The sequence below is a fragment of the Paraburkholderia elongata genome (assembly GCF_013177735.1).
Taxonomy (GTDB): domain Bacteria; phylum Pseudomonadota; class Gammaproteobacteria; order Burkholderiales; family Burkholderiaceae; genus Paraburkholderia; species Paraburkholderia elongata.
In genome coordinates, this window is the sequence record NZ_WOEZ01000214.1 from 1 (window position 1) to 17,889 (window position 17,889).

14 protein-coding genes and 1 pseudogene are annotated in these 17,889 nt (G+C 63.1%); 10 read left to right on the forward strand and 5 right to left on the reverse strand.

All coding sequences use genetic code 11. The features are described from left to right. The 3 genes from pdxY to glgC form a co-directional block, all read right to left on the reverse strand. Nucleotides 1–490: pyridoxal kinase (gene pdxY / locus GNZ13_RS38630; RefSeq protein ID WP_172174949.1), on the reverse strand; the 490-nt coding region annotated here is incomplete at its 3' end. A 219-nt stretch (nucleotides 491–709) separates the two neighbouring features. Beyond that, on the reverse strand, nucleotides 710–2,170 hold the full coding sequence (gene glgA / locus GNZ13_RS38635) for a glycogen synthase GlgA (protein ID WP_172174952.1): 1,461 nt from the start codon (nucleotides 2,168–2,170) through the stop codon (nucleotides 710–712). Between the two features lie 120 nt (nucleotides 2,171–2,290). Beyond that, nucleotides 2,291–3,556 carry a glucose-1-phosphate adenylyltransferase gene (glgC, locus tag GNZ13_RS38640; protein WP_172174955.1) on the reverse strand — a complete coding sequence of 422 codons (1,266 nt, stop codon included), beginning with the start codon at nucleotides 3,554–3,556 and terminating at the stop codon, nucleotides 2,291–2,293. Between the two features lie 409 nt (nucleotides 3,557–3,965). On the opposite strand from glgC, the gene GNZ13_RS38645 reads away from it, so the two are divergent. Next, nucleotides 3,966–5,129, forward strand: coding sequence for an alpha/beta fold hydrolase (locus tag GNZ13_RS38645; RefSeq protein ID WP_172174958.1), 1,164 nt, complete (start codon nucleotides 3,966–3,968; stop codon nucleotides 5,127–5,129). 86 nt (nucleotides 5,130–5,215) lie between these two features. On the opposite strand, the gene GNZ13_RS38650 is transcribed toward GNZ13_RS38645, so the two are convergent. Further along, complete coding sequence (locus GNZ13_RS38650; protein WP_172174961.1) at nucleotides 5,216–6,211, reverse strand: LLM class flavin-dependent oxidoreductase; 996 nt, start codon at nucleotides 6,209–6,211, stop codon at nucleotides 5,216–5,218. Nucleotides 6,212–7,336: 1,125 nt separating this feature from the next. On the opposite strand from GNZ13_RS38650, the gene GNZ13_RS38655 reads away from it, so the two are divergent. From GNZ13_RS38655 to GNZ13_RS38675, 5 genes are read left to right on the forward strand one after another with little or no spacing between them, the layout of a single operon-like run. Beyond that, nucleotides 7,337–8,416, forward strand: a complete 1,080-nt coding sequence (locus tag GNZ13_RS38655) for an LLM class flavin-dependent oxidoreductase (RefSeq protein WP_172174964.1) — start codon at nucleotides 7,337–7,339, stop codon at nucleotides 8,414–8,416. An 11-nt stretch (nucleotides 8,417–8,427) separates the two neighbouring features. Beyond that, nucleotides 8,428–9,327: a class II aldolase/adducin family protein gene (locus GNZ13_RS38660; protein WP_236002380.1), complete on the forward strand. Its 900-nt coding sequence runs from the start codon at nucleotides 8,428–8,430 to the stop codon at nucleotides 9,325–9,327. Nucleotides 9,328–9,339: 12 nt separating this feature from the next. Continuing rightward, nucleotides 9,340–10,392, forward strand: a complete 1,053-nt coding sequence (locus GNZ13_RS38665) for an ABC transporter substrate-binding protein (RefSeq protein ID WP_172174967.1) — start codon at nucleotides 9,340–9,342, stop codon at nucleotides 10,390–10,392. Nucleotides 10,393–10,425: 33 nt separating this feature from the next. Continuing rightward, nucleotides 10,426–11,034, forward strand: coding sequence for a cysteine dioxygenase family protein (locus GNZ13_RS38670; RefSeq protein ID WP_172174970.1), 609 nt, complete (start codon nucleotides 10,426–10,428; stop codon nucleotides 11,032–11,034). Then, nucleotides 11,031–12,632, forward strand: a complete 1,602-nt coding sequence (locus GNZ13_RS38675) for a rhodanese-related sulfurtransferase (RefSeq protein WP_172174973.1) — start codon at nucleotides 11,031–11,033, stop codon at nucleotides 12,630–12,632. Before GNZ13_RS38670 ends, GNZ13_RS38675 begins: the two co-directional genes overlap by 4 nt. 122 nt (nucleotides 12,633–12,754) lie before the next feature. On the opposite strand, the pseudogene GNZ13_RS38680 reads toward GNZ13_RS38675, so the two are convergent. Then, nucleotides 12,755–12,940: pseudogene (locus GNZ13_RS38680) on the reverse strand (LysR family transcriptional regulator); the annotation flags it as partial. Between the two features lie 271 nt (nucleotides 12,941–13,211). On the opposite strand from GNZ13_RS38680, the gene GNZ13_RS38685 reads away from it, so the two are divergent. The 4 genes from GNZ13_RS38685 (at nucleotide 13,212) to GNZ13_RS38700 (ending at nucleotide 17,557) form a co-directional block, all read left to right on the forward strand. After that, nucleotides 13,212–14,123: an ABC transporter substrate-binding protein gene (locus tag GNZ13_RS38685; protein WP_236002381.1), complete on the forward strand. Its 912-nt coding sequence runs from the start codon at nucleotides 13,212–13,214 to the stop codon at nucleotides 14,121–14,123. A gap of 22 nt (nucleotides 14,124–14,145) precedes the next feature. Continuing rightward, nucleotides 14,146–15,336, forward strand: coding sequence for an acyl-CoA dehydrogenase family protein (locus tag GNZ13_RS38690; RefSeq protein ID WP_172174979.1), 1,191 nt, complete (start codon nucleotides 14,146–14,148; stop codon nucleotides 15,334–15,336). Nucleotides 15,337–16,030: 694 nt separating this feature from the next. Then, a complete protein-coding gene (locus GNZ13_RS38695) occupies nucleotides 16,031–16,582 on the forward strand; it encodes a hypothetical protein (RefSeq protein WP_172174982.1) in 552 nt (183 codons plus the stop codon). Nucleotides 16,583–16,603: 21 nt separating this feature from the next. Further along, complete coding sequence (locus GNZ13_RS38700; protein ID WP_172174985.1) at nucleotides 16,604–17,557, forward strand: patatin-like phospholipase family protein; 954 nt, start codon at nucleotides 16,604–16,606, stop codon at nucleotides 17,555–17,557. Nucleotides 17,558–17,889: the final 332 nt, after the last annotated feature.

The following is a 17,889-nucleotide window of genomic DNA, read 5'->3' on the forward strand; positions in this document are numbered from 1 at the left end:
CGGCTTCTTCGAGCGTCTCGATCTCGCGGCCCACGAGGCGCTGCAACTCGGTATGGTTAGGCGCCATGGCGTCGGCGACCGCCGGCATGGTGCGGACCAGAAATTCCTGGATGCCAGGCTCGACCTTGCAGCCGCCCGCGGCGCCCATCACCGGATCGCAGAAGTACCACGCGCGCGGATTGGCGGCCTTCACGGCCTTGACGATCTCCAGCACCGATTGCGCCTGCTCGGGCGTGCCCAGATAGCCGGACAGCACGGCATCGCAGCGCGGCAGCATGCCAATCGCGCCGATGCCTTCGACGAGCTCTTCCATCTGCGATGCCTCGATCGCACCGCCGGTCCAATGACCGTACTGCGTGTGGTTCGAGAACTGTACGGTATTGAGCGGCCAGACATTGACGCCGAGCCGGCTCATCGGAAACACGGCCGCGCTGTTACCGGCGTGCCCGAAGACGACATGTGACTGGATGCTCAGAACGTTTTTCGTCATGGTGTGGCCCGCGCAAGCGGTGATGCGCGATCAATGAAAACGGACGGATGGCCGCGGTAACGGACCGGCCTTGGCCGGGCACCTGAAGCGGCGTGGCTGATTCAGATAGTGTAAGAAAAATGCGCGCTCTGCATAGTCAGGAAACAATACATGAGTTTGTCACGCGCGAGTCGATCCGTCCCCGTGTTGTTGCGTCGAACCATCAAACGGGTGGGGGAATCAGGCGAGTTCGCGATACAGCGCCAGATAGCGCTCTGCCGAGGCGCCCCAGCCAAAATCCTGATGCATCGCGCGACGTTGCGTGGCTTTCCACTCGGTGCGGCGGTCATAGAGCGCAAACGCGCGACGGATCGCCGCTGCAAGGCCCTTCGGCTCGAATCGTTCGAACACGAAGCCGGTGGCGAGATCGTCGGCGAGATTTTCGAGCGACGCGTCGACCACCGTGTCCGCCAGGCCGCCGACGCAATGCACGAGCGGCAGCGACCCATAAGCCAGCGCATACAGTTGCGTCAGCCCGCAGGGTTCGAAGCGCGACGGCACCGCGATCACGTCGCTGCCCGCGACGATCGTATGCGCGAGGGTTTCGTCGAAACCCAGTTCGACCGCTACCGATTCCGGATGCATATGCGCGACGCGTTTCAGACCGGTTTCGAGCGCGGGGTCGCCGGTGCCGAACACCACCAACTGGCCGCCGCGTTTGACAATCTCAGGGACCGTCTCGAGCAGCAGATCGAGGCCTTTCTGTTCGGTTAGCCGGCTCACCACGCCGAAAAGCAGCGCATCGCTTTTCTGCGCGAGGCCGAAGCGCTTCTGCAGCGCCTCCTTGCAGGGCAGTTTGCCGGCCAGCCGGGTGGCCGTGTAGTGATCTTCGAGCAGAGTGTCCGTGGCGGGATTCCACACCGAGTAGTCGACGCCGTTCAGGATGCCGCTTAGATCGTGCGAGCGATGGCGCAGCAACGCATCGAGCCCGCCGCCTTGGGCGAGTGTCTGGATCTCGCGGGCGTAGGTCGGGCTGACGGTGGTGATGCGGTCGCTGTAGTAGAGGCCCGCTTTGAGGAACGACAACTGCCCATAGAATTCGACGCCGTGCATGCTGAAGAAGTCATCCGGCAGCGCCAGCTGGCCGAACTGATGCGCCGGAAAAATTCCCTGATACGCGAGGTTGTGCACCGTGAAGACGCTGCGGGCGAACGACCGGCCGTGCTGCCGTTCCGCCGCCTTCAGATAGGCGGGCGCGAGCCCGGCATGCCAGTCGTGCGCGTGGACGATCTGCGGCGCCCACGCCTGGTCGAGGTGCTGCGCCAGTTGGGCGGCGACCCAGCCGAGCAGGGCAAAGCGTTGCGCATTGTCGCCGTACGGCACGTGTTCGTCGTTCAGATACGGGTTGCCGGGCCGGTCGTACAGTGAGCCGGCGCGGATCACGTAGACGATCAGGCCGTTCGACGGCAGCGTGCCCTGTTCGAGCGTGACGCCCGGCGAGTCGAAACGGCGGCCCAACTGCGCCACCGGCCGCAAGTCGGTCAAGCCGGCGACCACCGCGGGAAAGCCGGGCAGCAGCACCCGCACATCGGCGCCGCGTTCGATCAGCGCGGGCGGCAACGCGCCCGCTACGTCGGCGAGACCGCCCGTTTTGAGGAGGGGATACAGCTCGCTTGCGACGTGCAGGGCACGAATCGTCATAGGCTCGGTCTCGTTCCTGGTAGTGCGGGTTTGCGTAAGCGGGTTTGCGTAAGGTCCGCATGAGCGGCAAGACGGGCGGCTGGCTGCCCCAGGCCGTTCGTCTTGCCGTCCCGGTCAGCATCACGTCCCCTTCTGTTGCAGCGCCTCGGGCGTGACCAGCACCACGCCGTCCTCGGTGCGATAGAAGCGTTCGGCGTCGGCCACCGGATCTTCGCCGATTACCGTGCCCTCCGGAATGGCGCAGCCGCGGTCTATCACCACTTTCTGCAGCCGGCAGCTCGCGCCGACGGTGACCTGCGGCAATAAGACTGCCTCATTGATATTACAGAACGAACTCACTTTCACATTCGACGACAGCACCGAGCGCGAAATCTGCGAGCCCGAGATCACGCAGCCGCCGCATACGATCAGATTGTTGCCGGTGCCTTGCAGGCCCTTCAAGTCGCGGACGAACTTGGCGGGCGGCAACTGCTCCTGATACGTCCAGATCGGCCAGTTGCGGTCGTACAGATCGAGCGTCGGAATGGTGGAGGCGAGGTCGAGGTTTGCTGCCCAGTAAGCGTCGATCGTGCCGACGTCGCGCCAGTACGGCTCCACGGTCGGGTCCGACGACACGCACGACATGCTGAACGGATGCGCGATCGCCGTGCCTTGCGTGACGACGCGCGGCAGGATGTCCTTGCCGAAGTCGTGATCGGTATCGACGCTCGAGATGTTTTCTTCGAGCAGCGCATATAGGTAATCGGCGCTGAACACGTAGATGCCCATACTGGCTAGCGCCGAATCCGGGCGGCCCGGCATGGCGGGCGGATCGGCGGGTTTCTCGACGAAGCCGGTCACGCGGCGGTTTTCATCGACGGCCATCACGCCGAAGGCCACGGCGTCCATGCGCGGTACCTCGATGCAGCCGACCGTGCAATCCGCGCCGCTTTCGGCGTGATCGGCGATCATGCGCGTGTAATCCATCTTGTAGATATGGTCGCCCGCCAGCACCACCACGTATTTCGGCCGGATCGAGCGGATGATGTCGAGATTCTGAAACACGGCGTCCGCTGTGCCCCGGTACCAGTGGGCGCCTTCCACACGCTGCTGCGCCGGCCACAGATCGATGAATTCGCCGAATTCGCCGCGCAGGAAGCCCCAGCCGCGCTGCAGGTGGCGCAATAGCGAGTGTGCCTTGTATTGCGTGACGACCGCGATGCGGCGGATACCGGAGTTCAGGCAATTGGAGAGCGCGAAGTCGATGATCCGGTATTTGCCGCCGAAGTGCACCGCTGGTTTGACGCGCTTGTTGGTGAGCGGCCCGAGCCGCGTGCCCCGTCCGCCCGCAAGGACGATGGCGAGGGTGGTGCGTTGCAGATCGTTCAGCCGTGCCGGAGTTTCCATGTCTGTCTCCATGATTAGTATGCCCCGGATGGTCTTTTTCTCTCGCTCCACGCTATTGATTCGTGCTGCCAGGCGGGTCCGTCTTCGCGGGCCTGTCTGCTAGTTCTAGCACCGATTTGCCGCGGACGAATAGTGTTGATTGTGCGGATGCCGCTCGCGCGGCCGCCTTGCGAACGATCAACCCTAGAACGGGACGCATCCGTGCGGCACGACACATAGAGCGTAAGGTGGACCGCCGCAATATGCGTGCCTAACCAGCCGATGCCGCCGTGAGCGTGCGCGTGCGGCAGCAAAGTCCGGCGGCGCGTCGTAGAATCGGCGGCTCTGAACGGGGGGCGGGCGTTGGCTTGCCAGCGCGCCCGGCCTGCACGCTTCACGCTGATTTCAGTTTGCAAGAAGAAAACTATTGATGAATTTCCGCCGCCAGTCTTTGTTTGCCATCTTGAGCGCCTGCGTGCTAGCCGCAGCGCCTGGTGTTTTCGCCGCCACGCCGGCTAGCGCCGCGGTTGCGGGTAGTTCTGCCAGTCCTGTTAGTTCTATTGGCGCGGTAAGCCCTGTTAGCCTCGTTAGCCAGCCCGGTCCCGCGGCTGCCGGCGCCGCTCCGATTGCCGCCGTCGACAACAGCGGCCCAGTGTACGGCCCCGAGTTGCAGGGCTTCAACTATCCGGCGCCGGTCGAGCAATACGACTTCACCTCGCAGGGTGTGGCGCTGCACATGGCGTACATGGATATCAAGCCGGAGCACGCGAACGGCCGCACGGCCGTGTTGCTGCACGGCAAGAACTTTTGTGCGGCGACGTGGGACGCGACCATTCATCGTCTGAGCGACGCCGGCTATCGGGTGATCGCGCCGGACCAGATCGGCTTTTGCAAGTCGAGCAAGCCGGAGCACTATCAGTACAGTTTTCAGCAACTGGCGCGCAACACGCATGCGTTGCTCGAATCGCTCGGCGTGACCGATGCAACCGTCATCGGCCATTCGACCGGCGGCATGCTCGCGATACGCTATGCGCTGATGTATCCGCATGAGACCCAGCAACTGGTGCTGGTCAATCCGATCGGCCTCGAGGACTGGAGGGCGTTGGGTGTCCCGTCCTTGTCGAGCGACCAATGGTACGCGCGCGAGTTGAAGACGACTGCGGACGGCATTCGCCGCTACGAACAGACGACCTATTACGCGGGCCAGTGGCGTGCGGACTATGAGCCGTGGGTACAGATGCTGGCGGGGATGTACCGCGGCCCTGGCAAACAGATCGTGGCGTGGAATTCCGCGTTGCTGTACGACATGATTTACACGCAGCCGGTGGTGTACGAGTTGGGCCACCTGAGCATGCCGACGCTGCTGCTGATCGGCCAGAAGGACACGACCGCGATTGGCAAGGACGTGGCGCCGCCTGAGGTGCGCGCAAAGATCGGCCACTACCCCGAACTGGGCAAGGCCGCCGCGAAGGCGATTCCGCATGCGACGCTGGTCGAATTCGCCGATTTGGGGCACGCGCCGCAGATGCAGGATCCGAAGGTGTTTCATCAGGCGCTGCTCGATGGCTTGGCGGCAGTGCCGGCTAATCGGTGAGTTTTAGGTAGCCAGTCGATCGGCGAAAAAAAGAAGGGCAGCCCTTTGCTGAAAGGGGCCGCCCTTTTTGTTACTCGCCGCCGTTATTACTTGCCGGCGCTCAACGCTTCGCGCACTTGCGCGGCGATCTCGAACGAGCGCAGCCGTGCTTTGTGATCGTAGATCTGCGCGGTCAGCATCAATTCATCCGCGCCGGTCCGATCGATGACAGACAGCAGTCCTTCGCGTACCACATCGCGATCGCCGATCACGGAGCAGGCGAGCGAATGCGCGACGCCGTTCAACTCCATCTGCGACGCTTCGAGCCGCTCGACTGGCGGCTGCAGCTGACCGGGCGTGCCGCGCCGCAGGTTGATGAACTGCTGCTGCAGCGATGTGAACAGACGCCGCGCTTCGTCGTTGCTATCGGCGGCGAACAGATTGACGCCGACCATGGCGTATGGCTTATCGAGCGTCGCCGACGGACGGAATTGTTCGCGATAGACCTTCAGCGCGGTGAACATGTGGTCGGGCGCGAAGTGCGACGCGAACGCGAACGGCAGACCGAGTGCTGCGGCCAGTTGCGCGCTGTATAGCGATGAGCCGAGCAGCCACAGCGGCACATGCAGACCTGCGCCTGGGACTGCGCGAATGCGTTGGCCTGGCACGGGGTCGGCGAAATAGCGTTGCAACTCGACGACGTCGTCGGGGAAGGATTCCGCGCTATTTTGCAGATCGCGGCGCAGCGCGCGGGCGGTGCTTTGATCGGTGCCGGGTGCGCGACCGAGGCCCAGGTCGATGCGGTCCGGATAGAGCGAGGCGAGGGTGCCGAACTGTTCCGCGATGACGAGCGGTGCGTGGTTCGGCAGCATGACGCCGCCGGAGCCGACGCGGATTGTCTTCGTGCCACCGGCGACGTGGCCGATCACCACCGCGGTGGCCGCGCTGGCGATGCCGGTCATGTTGTGGTGTTCAGCGAGCCAGAAACGGCGGTAGTGCCAGTTTTCCGCGTGCTGGGCGAGGTCTAGTGTGTTTTTGAACGCGTCCGCGGGGGTGGCACCTGCGGTGACCGGCGATAGGTCGAGGACCGAGAAGGGGATCATTTTCTGTTCATTTGGTGTTTTGGGCGCTTTCGCGCGATGGGGCATTTTGGCAAAGGTTTTGGTTTTCTGCTGATGGCGTGGTGATGTCCACGTTCGTGGAAGGGTTTGGTTTTTGCCTGTTCAGGGTGGGGGTGCCTTTGCGGCGCTTTGTCTGTATGCCTACGGCGTTGGCCTTTCCTTGATTTCTTATTGGTTTATTAGCGTCGCCCCTGTGCGGGGCAGGCACTTACTTTCTTTGCCGCCGCAAAGAAAGTAAGCAAAGAAAGCGGCTTCACACCGCTAATTCTTAAGCGGGTCCCCTGGCTTGGAGGAGGTAGTGGCGCATCTGGAATCTGTGTTCTCGCACATTCAGCGTGAGTGACAAGGCCGTCATACTTCCGGCGGCGCTGCGCGCGCCGAAGCATATTTCATGAAACCGCCCATAACGTTTTCGCGCTCACGTTTGCTCAGTACTTGACTCGCCACTGCAACTGCCACCGCGACGCACCGACGTTTCACTGGGCCCAAGTATTCGCACTTTCATGCGCTTGCGGAACTCGTCTTTTGGATACTTGGGCGCCTCGCCGAGGCGAAGCCGACGGCCCCCACCACGCGCAAACGAAACCCCTGGTTTCCCATGCAGACCCGTCCGCGACGCACACAGTGCGGAGTGGGAGCTGATGAGCGCGTTGTCACTCACGCCGAATGTGCGGGGGCACGGATTCCAGATGCACCACTACCGCAACTGCGCGAGGGACCCGCTTAAGAATTAGCGGTTGGAGCCGCTTTCTCTTGCTTACTTCTCTTTGCGGCCGGCAAAGAGAAGTAAGTGCCCGCCCCGCACAGGGGCGACGCTAATAAACCAATATCAATTCAAGGAAAGGCCAACGCCGTAGGCATACAGGAAAAAAACGCCAAGCAGGCAAACAATCCAGGCAAAGGCCAACACCGCACGCATACAGACGAACAAGCACGGCGCAGCCAAAACCCCTCCCATTACATGCAAACCCGATATAGATATACCCGATCAATATTTAACAACCGCATGTAGCACTGCTACCTTAAATCCCTCGAACAGAGCAAATGCATCCAGCGAAGAAAGCCACCGCCCCGCCGGGGAAAAAACCACCTTGGGAGACACACACCGTGTCCATCGAATTCATCGGCATGATCCAGACCCGCAAGGTCTCTGAAACCCACACACCGCAAGGTCCGATCATCGACATCGACTACGTCGAACAATTCGCCCGCGCACACGAAGCCGCGGGCTTCGACCGTATCCTCGTGCCGCATCATTCGACAAGCCCCGACGCGCTCCTCACCATCGCCCACGCGGCCAGCGTCACGAGCAAGGTGCACTTCATGCTCGCCCATCGTCCGGGCTTCGTCGCGCCCACGCTCGCCGCGCGCCAACTGGTATCACTCGATCACTACTCGGGCGGCCGTCTCGCCGTCCACATCATCTCCGGTGGCGACGACGCCGAACAACGCCGCGACGGCGACTACCTGTCGCATGACGAACGCTACGCCCGCACCGACGAATACCTGCACATCCTGCGCCGCATCTGGACCGAAGCGAAACCCTTCGATCACAACGGCCAGTACTACCGCTTCGAACAAGGCTTCTCCGAAGTGAAACCGGTGCAGCAACCCCATATCCCCGTGTACTTCGGCGGCGCGTCGGCGCCCGCGCTCGAAATCGCCGGACGTCATGCAGACGTCTACGCGCTATGGGGTGAATCGAAGGCGCAAGTGCGCGAACAAGTCGCCCGCGTGCGCGCCGAAGCCGCCAAACACGGTCGTACCGTGCGTTTCTCGGTGTCGTTTCGGCCCATTCTTGCAACGAGCGAAGCGGCCGCATGGGAACGCGCGGAGCACATCCTCGAAGAAACGAGGCGGTTGCGCGCGGCGCAAGGACTCGGCGTCGGCGGCCCGGCGCAAAGCGAAGGCGCACGGCGGCTGCTCGCGGCATCCGGTGAATCGGATCGTGTCGATGAACGTCTGTGGACCGGCGTCGCCAAGGAAATCGGCGGACGCTCGAATTCGACCGCGCTGGTCGGCACGCCCGAACAGGTCGCCGAGACGCTCGCGGAGTATTACGCGCTCGGCGTCTCGACCTTCCTCGTGCGCGGCTTCGATCCGCTTGAAGACGCCATCGACTACGGCCGTGAACTGATTCCGGCCACCCGCGAACGGATCACGCGCATCGAGCGCGTGGCCGCCTGAACGGAGCAACGATGACCGATCTGTCCGCCGCGCTGCAAACCGTCCCGACGCCGCAAACTGCCCCTGCGCTGCAAAACACTCCGGCGCCGCAAAGTGCCCGCGCGCTGCAAGACACCCCGGATACGCCGCCGCTCCAGCGTCACGCGCCGCTCCGTAAATTCTGGTTCGACGACGCCCCGCCGCGTGAAAGCATCGCGGCTGAGCGGCGCTATCGGCAGGAGCGGCTCGCCGTGGCGTTTCGCCTATTCGCACGCTATGGCTTCGATCAAGGTCTCGCCGGCCATATCACCGCTCGCGATCCGGAGTGGCCCGATCACTTCTGGGTTAATCCGTTCGGCAAGCATTTCAGCCGCATTCGCGTGTCCGATCTGCTGCTGGTGAATGCAGAAGGGGAGATCGTCGTCGGCGAGGGGCCGGTGAATCAGGCGGCCTTCGCGATTCACGCGGCGATTCATGAGGCGCGCCCCGATGTGGTCTCCGCCGCGCACACGCATTCGCTCTTTGGCAAGGCATGGTCGACGCTCGGCCGCACGCTCGACCCGCTGACGCAGGACTCGTGCGCGTTCTATCAGGATCACTCGTTGTTCGACGACTTCCGCGGCGTCGTGCTCGATACCGACGAAGGCGCGCGCATTGCCGCGGCGCTGGGCGAACGAAAGGCAGTGATCCTGAAGAATCACGGCATCCTCTCGGCGGGTCCGAGCGTCGAGGCGGCGGCCTGGTGGTATATCGCGCTCGATAACGCCTGCCATGCGCAATTGCTCGCTGAAGCCGCCGGCTCGCCGCAAGCCATCCCGCACGACGTCGCCAAGCTCACGCACGAACAGGTAGGCCGCCCGGGCGGCGCGCTGTTTGCGTTCCAGAGCCTGCTGGAAGGGCTGGTTGAAGCCGAGCCTGACGTCCTGACCTGAGCGCCCCATAAGATGACCCAACGTTTCGATTCGCCGGCTTCGCTCCGGCGCCGCCGGCTTGTGTCCGCGCTGCCGGCGGCTGCGTTGCTCGGCGCAGCAGGCACAGGCCTGATTTCGACAGCATCTGTTGCAGCCACGCCGGCAGTCAGCGAGAAAACCGATGCGCATGTCGATCTGAGCAAAGTCCGTTTGCGCGTCGCGACCTACAAAGGCGGCGACGCTACGCTGCTGAAAACCGCCGGCCTCGCGGATACGCCGTACACGATCGACTGGTCCGAGTTCCAGTCCGGCAACGCGATGGTCGAGGCGATGAACGGCGGCTCGCTCGATATCGCCTCGGGCAGCGAGATCCCGCCGATCTTCGCGCGGTTGCAGAACGCTCAGGTGCGCGTGATCGCCGTCTACAAGGACGACGTCAACAATCAGGTCGTGCTCGTCCCCAAGGGTTCGACGATCCGCTCAATTGCCGATCTGAAGGGCAAACGCGTCGGTTATCTGCGCGCCACCACGACGCATTACTACCTGCTGCGCATGCTCGAAGAGGCGGGGCTATCGTTCAACGATATTCAGGCCACCTCGCTCGCGCCGCGCGACGGTTTCGCTGCGTTCAACGCCGGTTCGCTCGATGCCTGGGCGATCTACGGCTACAACGTGCCGCTCGCGATCTCACAAGCTGGGGCCCGCGTGCTGAAAAACGCCAACGGCTATTTGTCCGGCAATTATCTTTACTACGGTCATCCGTCGGTGCTCACCGATCCGCAACGGCGGGCTGCTTCGGCGGATCTGCTGGTGCGGCTGCAACGCGCCTGCACGTGGTTCGGCCAGCATCAGGATGCGTACGCGAAGGTGTTGTCCGCGGAGTTGCGTGTGCCCGAGGAGGCGATCCGCTCGCTGTATCGCAACCAGAGTCAGGCGCGTCGCGTCACCGGCATCACGGCGGCGGACATCGCGAGCGAGCAGCAGGTTGCCGATACGTTCGCGCGTGCCGCGGTCATCGACCGGCACGTCGACGTCGCACCGTTGTGGACCGACACCTTCAACGCCGCGCTCGCCCGCGGTGCGTGACCGATTCAAGCTAACCCACATTCTGAACATTCGATGACTCAAGCTTTGAGACCGGACCGGCTGCGCGCGTTCGTCGGCCGGATTGCGTCCCTCGTCGACGAACACGCGCCCGAGGCACATTTGCTCGAAGCCGGCGGTGTCGCGCTACGCGAACTAATCGCTCACGACGACTGGTTGCCCGACGCCTTCGCGCAGCCCCATCCCGAGCGCTATCAGCAATTTCTGTTGCACGCCGATTCGCAGCAGCGTTTTTCAATCGTCAGTTTTGTATGGGGACCGGGCCAGTCGACGCCGGTGCACGATCACACCGTATGGGGTTTGATCGGGGTGTTGCGTGGTGCGGAAATTGCTCAGGGGTATCGCATCACGCCAGGTGGTGCGCTGGAGGAAGAGGGGGCGGCGAAGCGCCTGGACGCCGGCGCGGTGGATGCCGTGTCGCCGCGCATCGGCGATATCCATCGCGTGAGTAATGTTTTTCGTGATCGTGCGTCGATCAGCATTCACGTGTACGGTGGAAATATTGGCGCGGTGACGCGTTCCGTCTATCCCGCCTGCGGAGGCCGCAAAACCTTTATCTCCGGTTACTCGAACGACGTGTTGCCGAATATCTGGAATGTTTCGAGGGAGTCCCTGATCTCATGAGTTTCGCTAAAGAGTTCCGTATCCGATCATTCAAAGATGTGCGCCGCGCACTGCTCGAGCGCGAGGAAATCGCGCTCGTGGACGTGCGCGAGGAGGATCTGCACGCACGCAGTCATCCGTTGTTCGCGGCCAACCTGTCGCTGTCGCGGCTCGAACTGGAAGCGCCTGTGCGCTTGCCGCGTCGCGATGTGCCGGTCGTCGTGTTCGACGACGGCGAAGGGCTTGCCGAACGCGCCGCGCGCCGTCTGAGCGAGCTGGGCTATACCGATGTCGCGCTGCTCGAGGGTGGTTTGCAAGGCTGGCGCGAAGCGGGCGGTGAACTGTTCCAGGACGTCAACGTGCCGAGCAAGGCATTCGGCGAACTGGTTGAAAGCGAGCGCCACACGCCGTCCCTTGGAGCGCCACAGGTGCTGGCGCTGCTCGATCATGAAGCCGATGTGGTGGTGCTCGACGCACGCCGCTTCGACGAATACCAGACCATGAATATTCCCGGCAGCATCAGCGTGCCGGGCGCGGAACTGGTGCTGCGCGCCCGACAGCTTGCGCCGAACCCGTCGACGCGCATCATCGTCAATTGCGCGGGCCGTACGCGCAGCATTATCGGCGCGCAGTCGCTGATCAATGCGGGCGTGCCGAATCCGGTTGCGGCGCTGCGCAATGGCACCATCGGCTGGACGCTTGCCGGTCAGGCGCTCGCGCACGGCAGTTCGCGCCGCTTCGATCCGATTGTCGATGACACGCTTCGCCTCGCCGCCGCCGATTCCGCGCGTGGGGTGGCCGATCGTGCCACGGTGAGCCGCACGTCGCGCGACGAAGCGCGCCGCTGGGCCGACGAAGCGGTACGCACCGTCTATCGTTTCGACGTGCGCACGCCGGAAGAATACGAAGCGGGGCATGTGCCTGGTTTTCGCAACGCGCCCGGCGGTCAACTCGTGCAGGAGACCGACATGTTCGCGCCGGTGCGCGGCGCGCGCGTGATCCTTGCCGACAACGACGGCGTGCGCGCGAACATGACCGCGTCGTGGCTCGCGCAGATGAATGTCGAGGTGTACGTGGTGGACGGCCTGGGCAACGCGGATTTCGGCGAAAAAGGCCCGGCGCCCACCGCGCGTCATGCGCCCACGCCGCCTGCTGTCGATGAGATCACGCCGACCGGACTGGTTGCTCTTTTGCAATCGCCCGGCACTGCCGTGCTGGATTTCACGACCAGCGCGAACTACGTGAAGCGCCATATTCCGGGCGCATGGTTCGTGATTCGTGGGCAACTCGATGAAGCGTTGCACAAGCTGCCGGATGAGCAACGTTATGTGGTGACCTGTGGCAGCAGTCTTCTTGCGCGCTTCGCGGCGCCTGAGTTGGCCGCGTTGACGGGTAAGCCGGTGCAGGTGCTAAGCGGCGGCACGAGCGCGTGGATCGAAACGGGCCTGGTCGTCGAAAGTGGTGAGACGCGTTTGGCATCGCCGCGCATCGATCGTTATCGTCGGCCGTATGAGGGAACCGATAGCGCGCGTGAAGCGATGAACGCGTATCTGGAATGGGAGTACGGACTTGTTGCTCAACTTGGGCGCGATGGCACGCACGGTTTCCGTGTGATTTGAGGTGGGGGCTTGCGCGAAGCAGATGACGCAGATGACGCCGGTGAGCCACGCTACGCCGGTGAATCAGTCGAATCAGCCGGAGCGAACAAAATCAGCGTGCGGCTCAAGCCGCACGCTGCGCACCGACCCGTTGCTGTCGCTTTGAGTGGGCGCGTATTACGGTCGAGCAGGTCGACGCCGAGCGCCTCTTCGAAATTCTGCAGGCGGCGCGTGATCGCCGGTTGAGAGAGGCCGAGTGAGAGCGCTGCCTGTTGCAACGACTGACAGCGAATGACGGTGACGTATGCGTTGATTTCGTCGATCTTCATGATAGGCGGTGACTCAATGAGTGCGCTGGGGGCGCCAGATTCGTGCGTTCGATGATACTCGTATCGATGTGCGCGCATGCATCGCCTCTCAAGAAAATTCGCACATTTGCTTAGCAGAATAATGCGTTTGTCTTATACAGATGCGTGCCTTATCGTCGATGGCAAATCACCTGGATGCCACGACGTAATCGCCGCTATGACGACTTCCCACTCTTCTTTCTCCGCCTTATCTGTCTTGCAACGTGCGTTGCTCAAACCGCTCGGCGCGGCAATGCTCGCACTGTGCGCGACCATTTGCGCAACGCAGTCTTATGCAGCGGATCTACCCGTGCTCAAAGTCGGCGACCAGTCATTGCAAACGCGCGGCATTCTCGAAGCGTCCGGTCAGCTGAAAGATCTGCCGTACAAGATCGAGTGGTTCAACTTTCCGGCGGCGCAACCGCTCGGCGAAGCACTGAATGCCGGTGCCGTGGATGTCGGCGGTCTGGGCGATGCGCCGCTGGTGTTCGCGCTCGCTGCCGGCGCTCGGGTACGCGCGGTCGCAGCAACCCGGTCGAATCCGCTGGATCTGGCGATCGTCGTGGGCGCGCATTCGCCATTGAACGATGCAGCGAGCCTGAAGGGCAAACGCATCGCCACGACGCGCGGTTCGATCGGCCACTATCTCGCGCTCGCCGCACTGAAGAAAGCCAACGTGCCGCTGACTGACGTCTCGTTCGTATTCCTCGCGCCCGCCGATGCGAAGGCAGCGCTCGCGTCGGGCAGCGTCGATGCATGGTCGGTGTGGGACCCATACACCGCACTCGGCGAAGCGCGCGATCACGATCGCATCATCGCGAACGGCGTCGGCCTCTCCGAAGGACTCAGCTATCAGGTTGCGACCGAACGCGCGATCGCGGACAAGCGCGCGCAACTCGCCGACTTCCTGCGACGTGTGGCGATCGGTCAGCGTTGGGCGCTTTCGCATCCCGACGAGGTGGCGGCGATGCAATCAAAAGTCACGGGCCTGCCGACCGATGTGCTGAAAACCGTCTATCAGCGTGGCCAGGTGCATCCGGTGGCGATCGACGACAGCGTCGTCGCCGCGCAGCAGCGTACCGCCGATACCTACGAAGCCGCCAACGTGATCCGTGCACATCTCGACGTGCGCCCGAGCTTCGATCGCAGCTTCCCTCTGCCTTGACTCGGCCCGCCGGAGTCCCCGTATGAACGCCCCGATTGCCGAAAGCGCGGTGACGCGCCGTCATCCACCGCTCGATAGCGATGCGTTCGACGCACTGCTCGCGCGGCTCACGAGCGAGTTCGCTGCCAGCGCGGCTCGCTACGACCGCACGGCCGAATTTCCGCATGGCAATCTGGCGCGCTTGCACGAATTCGATCTGCTCTCGTTGACGGTTCCCACATCGCTTGGCGGTGCCGGTGCGAGCTTGCCACAAGCGTTGAAAGTGGTGCGCGCGGTGGCGCGTGGCGAGCCGTCCACCGCACTGGTACTGGTGATGCAATACCTGTTTCATCATCGCTTGCAGGGCAACCCGCATTGGCCTGTCGAACTGCGCGAACGCGTGGCGCGTGATGCGGTGCGCGATGGCGCGCTGATCAACTCGCTGCGCGTCGAACCCGAGCTGGGTACGCCGGCACGCGGCGGCTTGCCATCGACTATCGCAAAGCGCAGCGCCGACGGCTGGATCATCGACGGCAGTAAGCTGTACTCGACCGGCAGCCCCGGCCTCACTTGGCTCGCGGTGTGGGCGCGCAGCGACGAGACGCCGCCGCGCGTCGGCGTGTGGCTGGTGCATCGCGACACACCCGGCGTGCGGGTCGGCAGCGAGTGGAATCATCTGGGCATGCGTGCAACGGGCAGTCACGAACTCGTGTTCGATAACGTGTTCGTGCCAGCCGCTCATGCGGTTGACGTCCATCTGCCCGGCGCGCCGGGTGCAGGGCTCGATGCGCTCGGCTTCGCGTGGATGAGCGTGCTGTTGTCCGCGGTATATGACGGCGTCGCGCGGGCCGCGCGCGACTGGTTCGCGCAATGGGCCGCCGAGCGCACGCCCGGCAATCTCGGCGCGCCGCTCGCGAGTCTGCCCGCGTTTCAGCAGACGCTCGGCGGCATCGACGCGCTGCTGTTCAGCAATCGCGTGTTGCTCGACGCAAGCGCGCATGCCGAACGCGTGACGCTTGACGAAGCGCCGCTCGTCAAATACACAGTGACGAATCAGGCAATCGAGGCGGTGCAACTGGCCATCGAGGCGAGCGGGAATCCCGGCCTGAGTCGTGACAATCCGCTCGAGAGTCACTATCGCGACGTGCTGTGTGCGCGGATTCATACGCCGCAGAACGATTCGGTGCTGCAGGGGGCGGGGCGTGAAGGTTTCGCTGCGTTTGTCCGCGCGTAAGGAGAACAGCGCGACCGCCGCACAAGCCGGTCGCTACGCACTGCACAAATCATCTGCCAATTCGGTGTAAACGCGCTCTCGTTTAAATCCGCCGATCCGTTTAGATTAGCTGCACTTGGAAGGCTTATCGAGGGACCAGGGCGGCCAAACAAGCAGCGGTCTGCCATTCCGGCGGTGGCGCAAGGTTAGAGGCCAAGGTCTCTCACCGCTTCGCCTGGAACCGGACCGCTGCGCGTCGTCCGCGGTGCTTCGCTTCAGGCGGCTGTTTGGCCGTTATCAGGTTCCGGCTTGACCGTATCGGTCGTATCGACCAATTCTGGCGACGCTTTACACAGCGTCGCCTTTTTGCTTGTGGCAACGGTTTTCCTGGATGCACCGCGGATTTGGCGCCCTTTGCCGCGCCTTTTTCCATGCCTTTTGCCGTGCCCGTCGCCGCGCGTTTTGCGGCGCCTTCGCTTGTGCCTCTTCCTGTGCGTTTCCCGGTTTTCCCGCGGCCTCGTCGAGCATCCGCATCCCACGCAAATCACGGAAATCACGCTGCACGACGGCCCACGGCCGCCTTGCCGGCCTCGCTCGCGGTTTTTTCCGTGTGCGGTTATCCTGTAGCACGCCCCGAAGGAAGCCCCCTTTGGGGACACCCTACACAACGGGATGCGGGCGAATTGCCGCTTCGCGTCCGTACAGGAAACTCGCTGTGAGCCTCAAACTGCTTATTGTCGCTATGCTGGCCGCGTGCGTTGCGCTGACCGGTTGCGACGACCAACAGAGCGACCGCGCCGTGCAAAAACTCAAGGAATTCTTCAACGCCGTCAAGCCGGATGCGTTACTGCTCAAGAATATGACGCCGGGCATTACGACCGAGGCGCAGATCCGCGATCAGATGGGCAAGCCGGAAACCGAGCGCACGTTTACCGACGGTTCGAAGCGTTTCGAATATCCGCGTGGCCCGCAAGGACTGAACACGTACATGGTCGACATCGACAGTGACGGCAAATTGCAAGCTATCACGCAGGTGCTGACCGCCGACAACTTCGGGAAGATTCGCATCGGCATGACCGAGGACGAGGTGCGCCGCCTGCTCGGCAAGCCTGGCCAGATCGCCGTGTTTCCCCTCAAGCCGGAAACCGTATGGAGCTGGAAGTGGCGCGAGGGCGGCGTGACTGAAGAAGGCATTTTCAACGTGCACTTCGATCAATATCAGAAGGTGTACACGACATCGCGCTCGGACGTGATACGTGGGCGATAGTGGATAAAAGGCAGGGAACGAATGATACATCGACGTCGATACAGCCGTATCGGGCTGGTGTTGGGTGGTGGCGCCGCACGCGGGTGGGCGCATATTGGCGCGATTCGCGCGTTGCACGATGCGGGCATCAAGCCGGATGTGGTGTGCGGCACGTCGATCGGCGCGCTGGTGGGTGCGATCTACGCGAACGGCGACCTCGACTGGCTGGAGGAGTGGGTTTCGCGGCTCACCTGGCAGACGGTGGTGCGGCTGCTCGATCTGCGTTTTTCGGGCGGCTTGCTCGGCGGGCGCAAGGTGATCCAGATATTCGCGGACAAATTCGCCGGCCGCTCGATCGCGCAGTTGAACATGCCGTTCGCGGCTGTGGCCACCGAACTCGATTCGGGCCGCGAGAGCTGGTTGCAGGACGGCAGCGTGGTCGACGCGGTGCGCGCCTCGATTGCGATTCCAGGGATTTTCACGCCGGTGTTTTACAACGGCGTGTGGCTCGTGGACGGCGGCCTGAGCAATCCGGTACCGGTGTCGGTGGCGCGCGGCATGCGGGCGGACTGCGTGATCGCTGTCGATCTGAACAACGATATTCTGAATGGCCGCGATTTCGGCGGAGCGGCGGTCGACACGCCGGCGCTCGATCCGGATGCGCCGCCGCCGGTCGCGCTGCGTCGGAACGGCAAGCCTTGGCCGCGCTGGCTTGCACCTGCCGAAGGGCGCGCTTCCGATGATGTGCGTGTGGCGCCGGCGCCGAGTGCGCGCGTGCCGTCGATGCTGAGTTCGATCGCGCAGAGCATCGACATCATGCAGGTGCGGATTTCGCGGAGTCGCCTTGCTGGCGAACCGGCGGATATTTTGATTCAGCCGCGGCTGGGGGGGATGGGGATTTTTGATTTTCACCGGGCCGGGCCGGCGATTGAGGAGGGGCGCGCGGCGGTGGAGTATATGTTGCCCGCGATTCGGGCTAGGTTAGGGATTGATTGAGGTTTTTTTGCCTGCGCGGCGCTTTGTCTGTATGCCTGCGGGGTTGGCCTTTCCTTGATTTCTTAGTGGTTTATTAGCGTCGCCCCTGTGCGGGGCAGGCACTTACTTTCTTTGCCGCCGCAAAGAAAGTAAGCAAAGAAAGCGGCTTCACACCGCTAATTCTTAAGCGGGTCCCCTGGCTTGGAGGGGGCAGTGGTGCATCTGGACTTACATTCCGCACGTCGAGGACACAATTTGGCGCGAATTTCGTCGCTAGTCTGGCGGGCGAAAAGCGCCTTCAGGGACGCCGAGTAGCCCGAGAAGTTGCCGCTGCAAATCAGTGAGAGGAACGT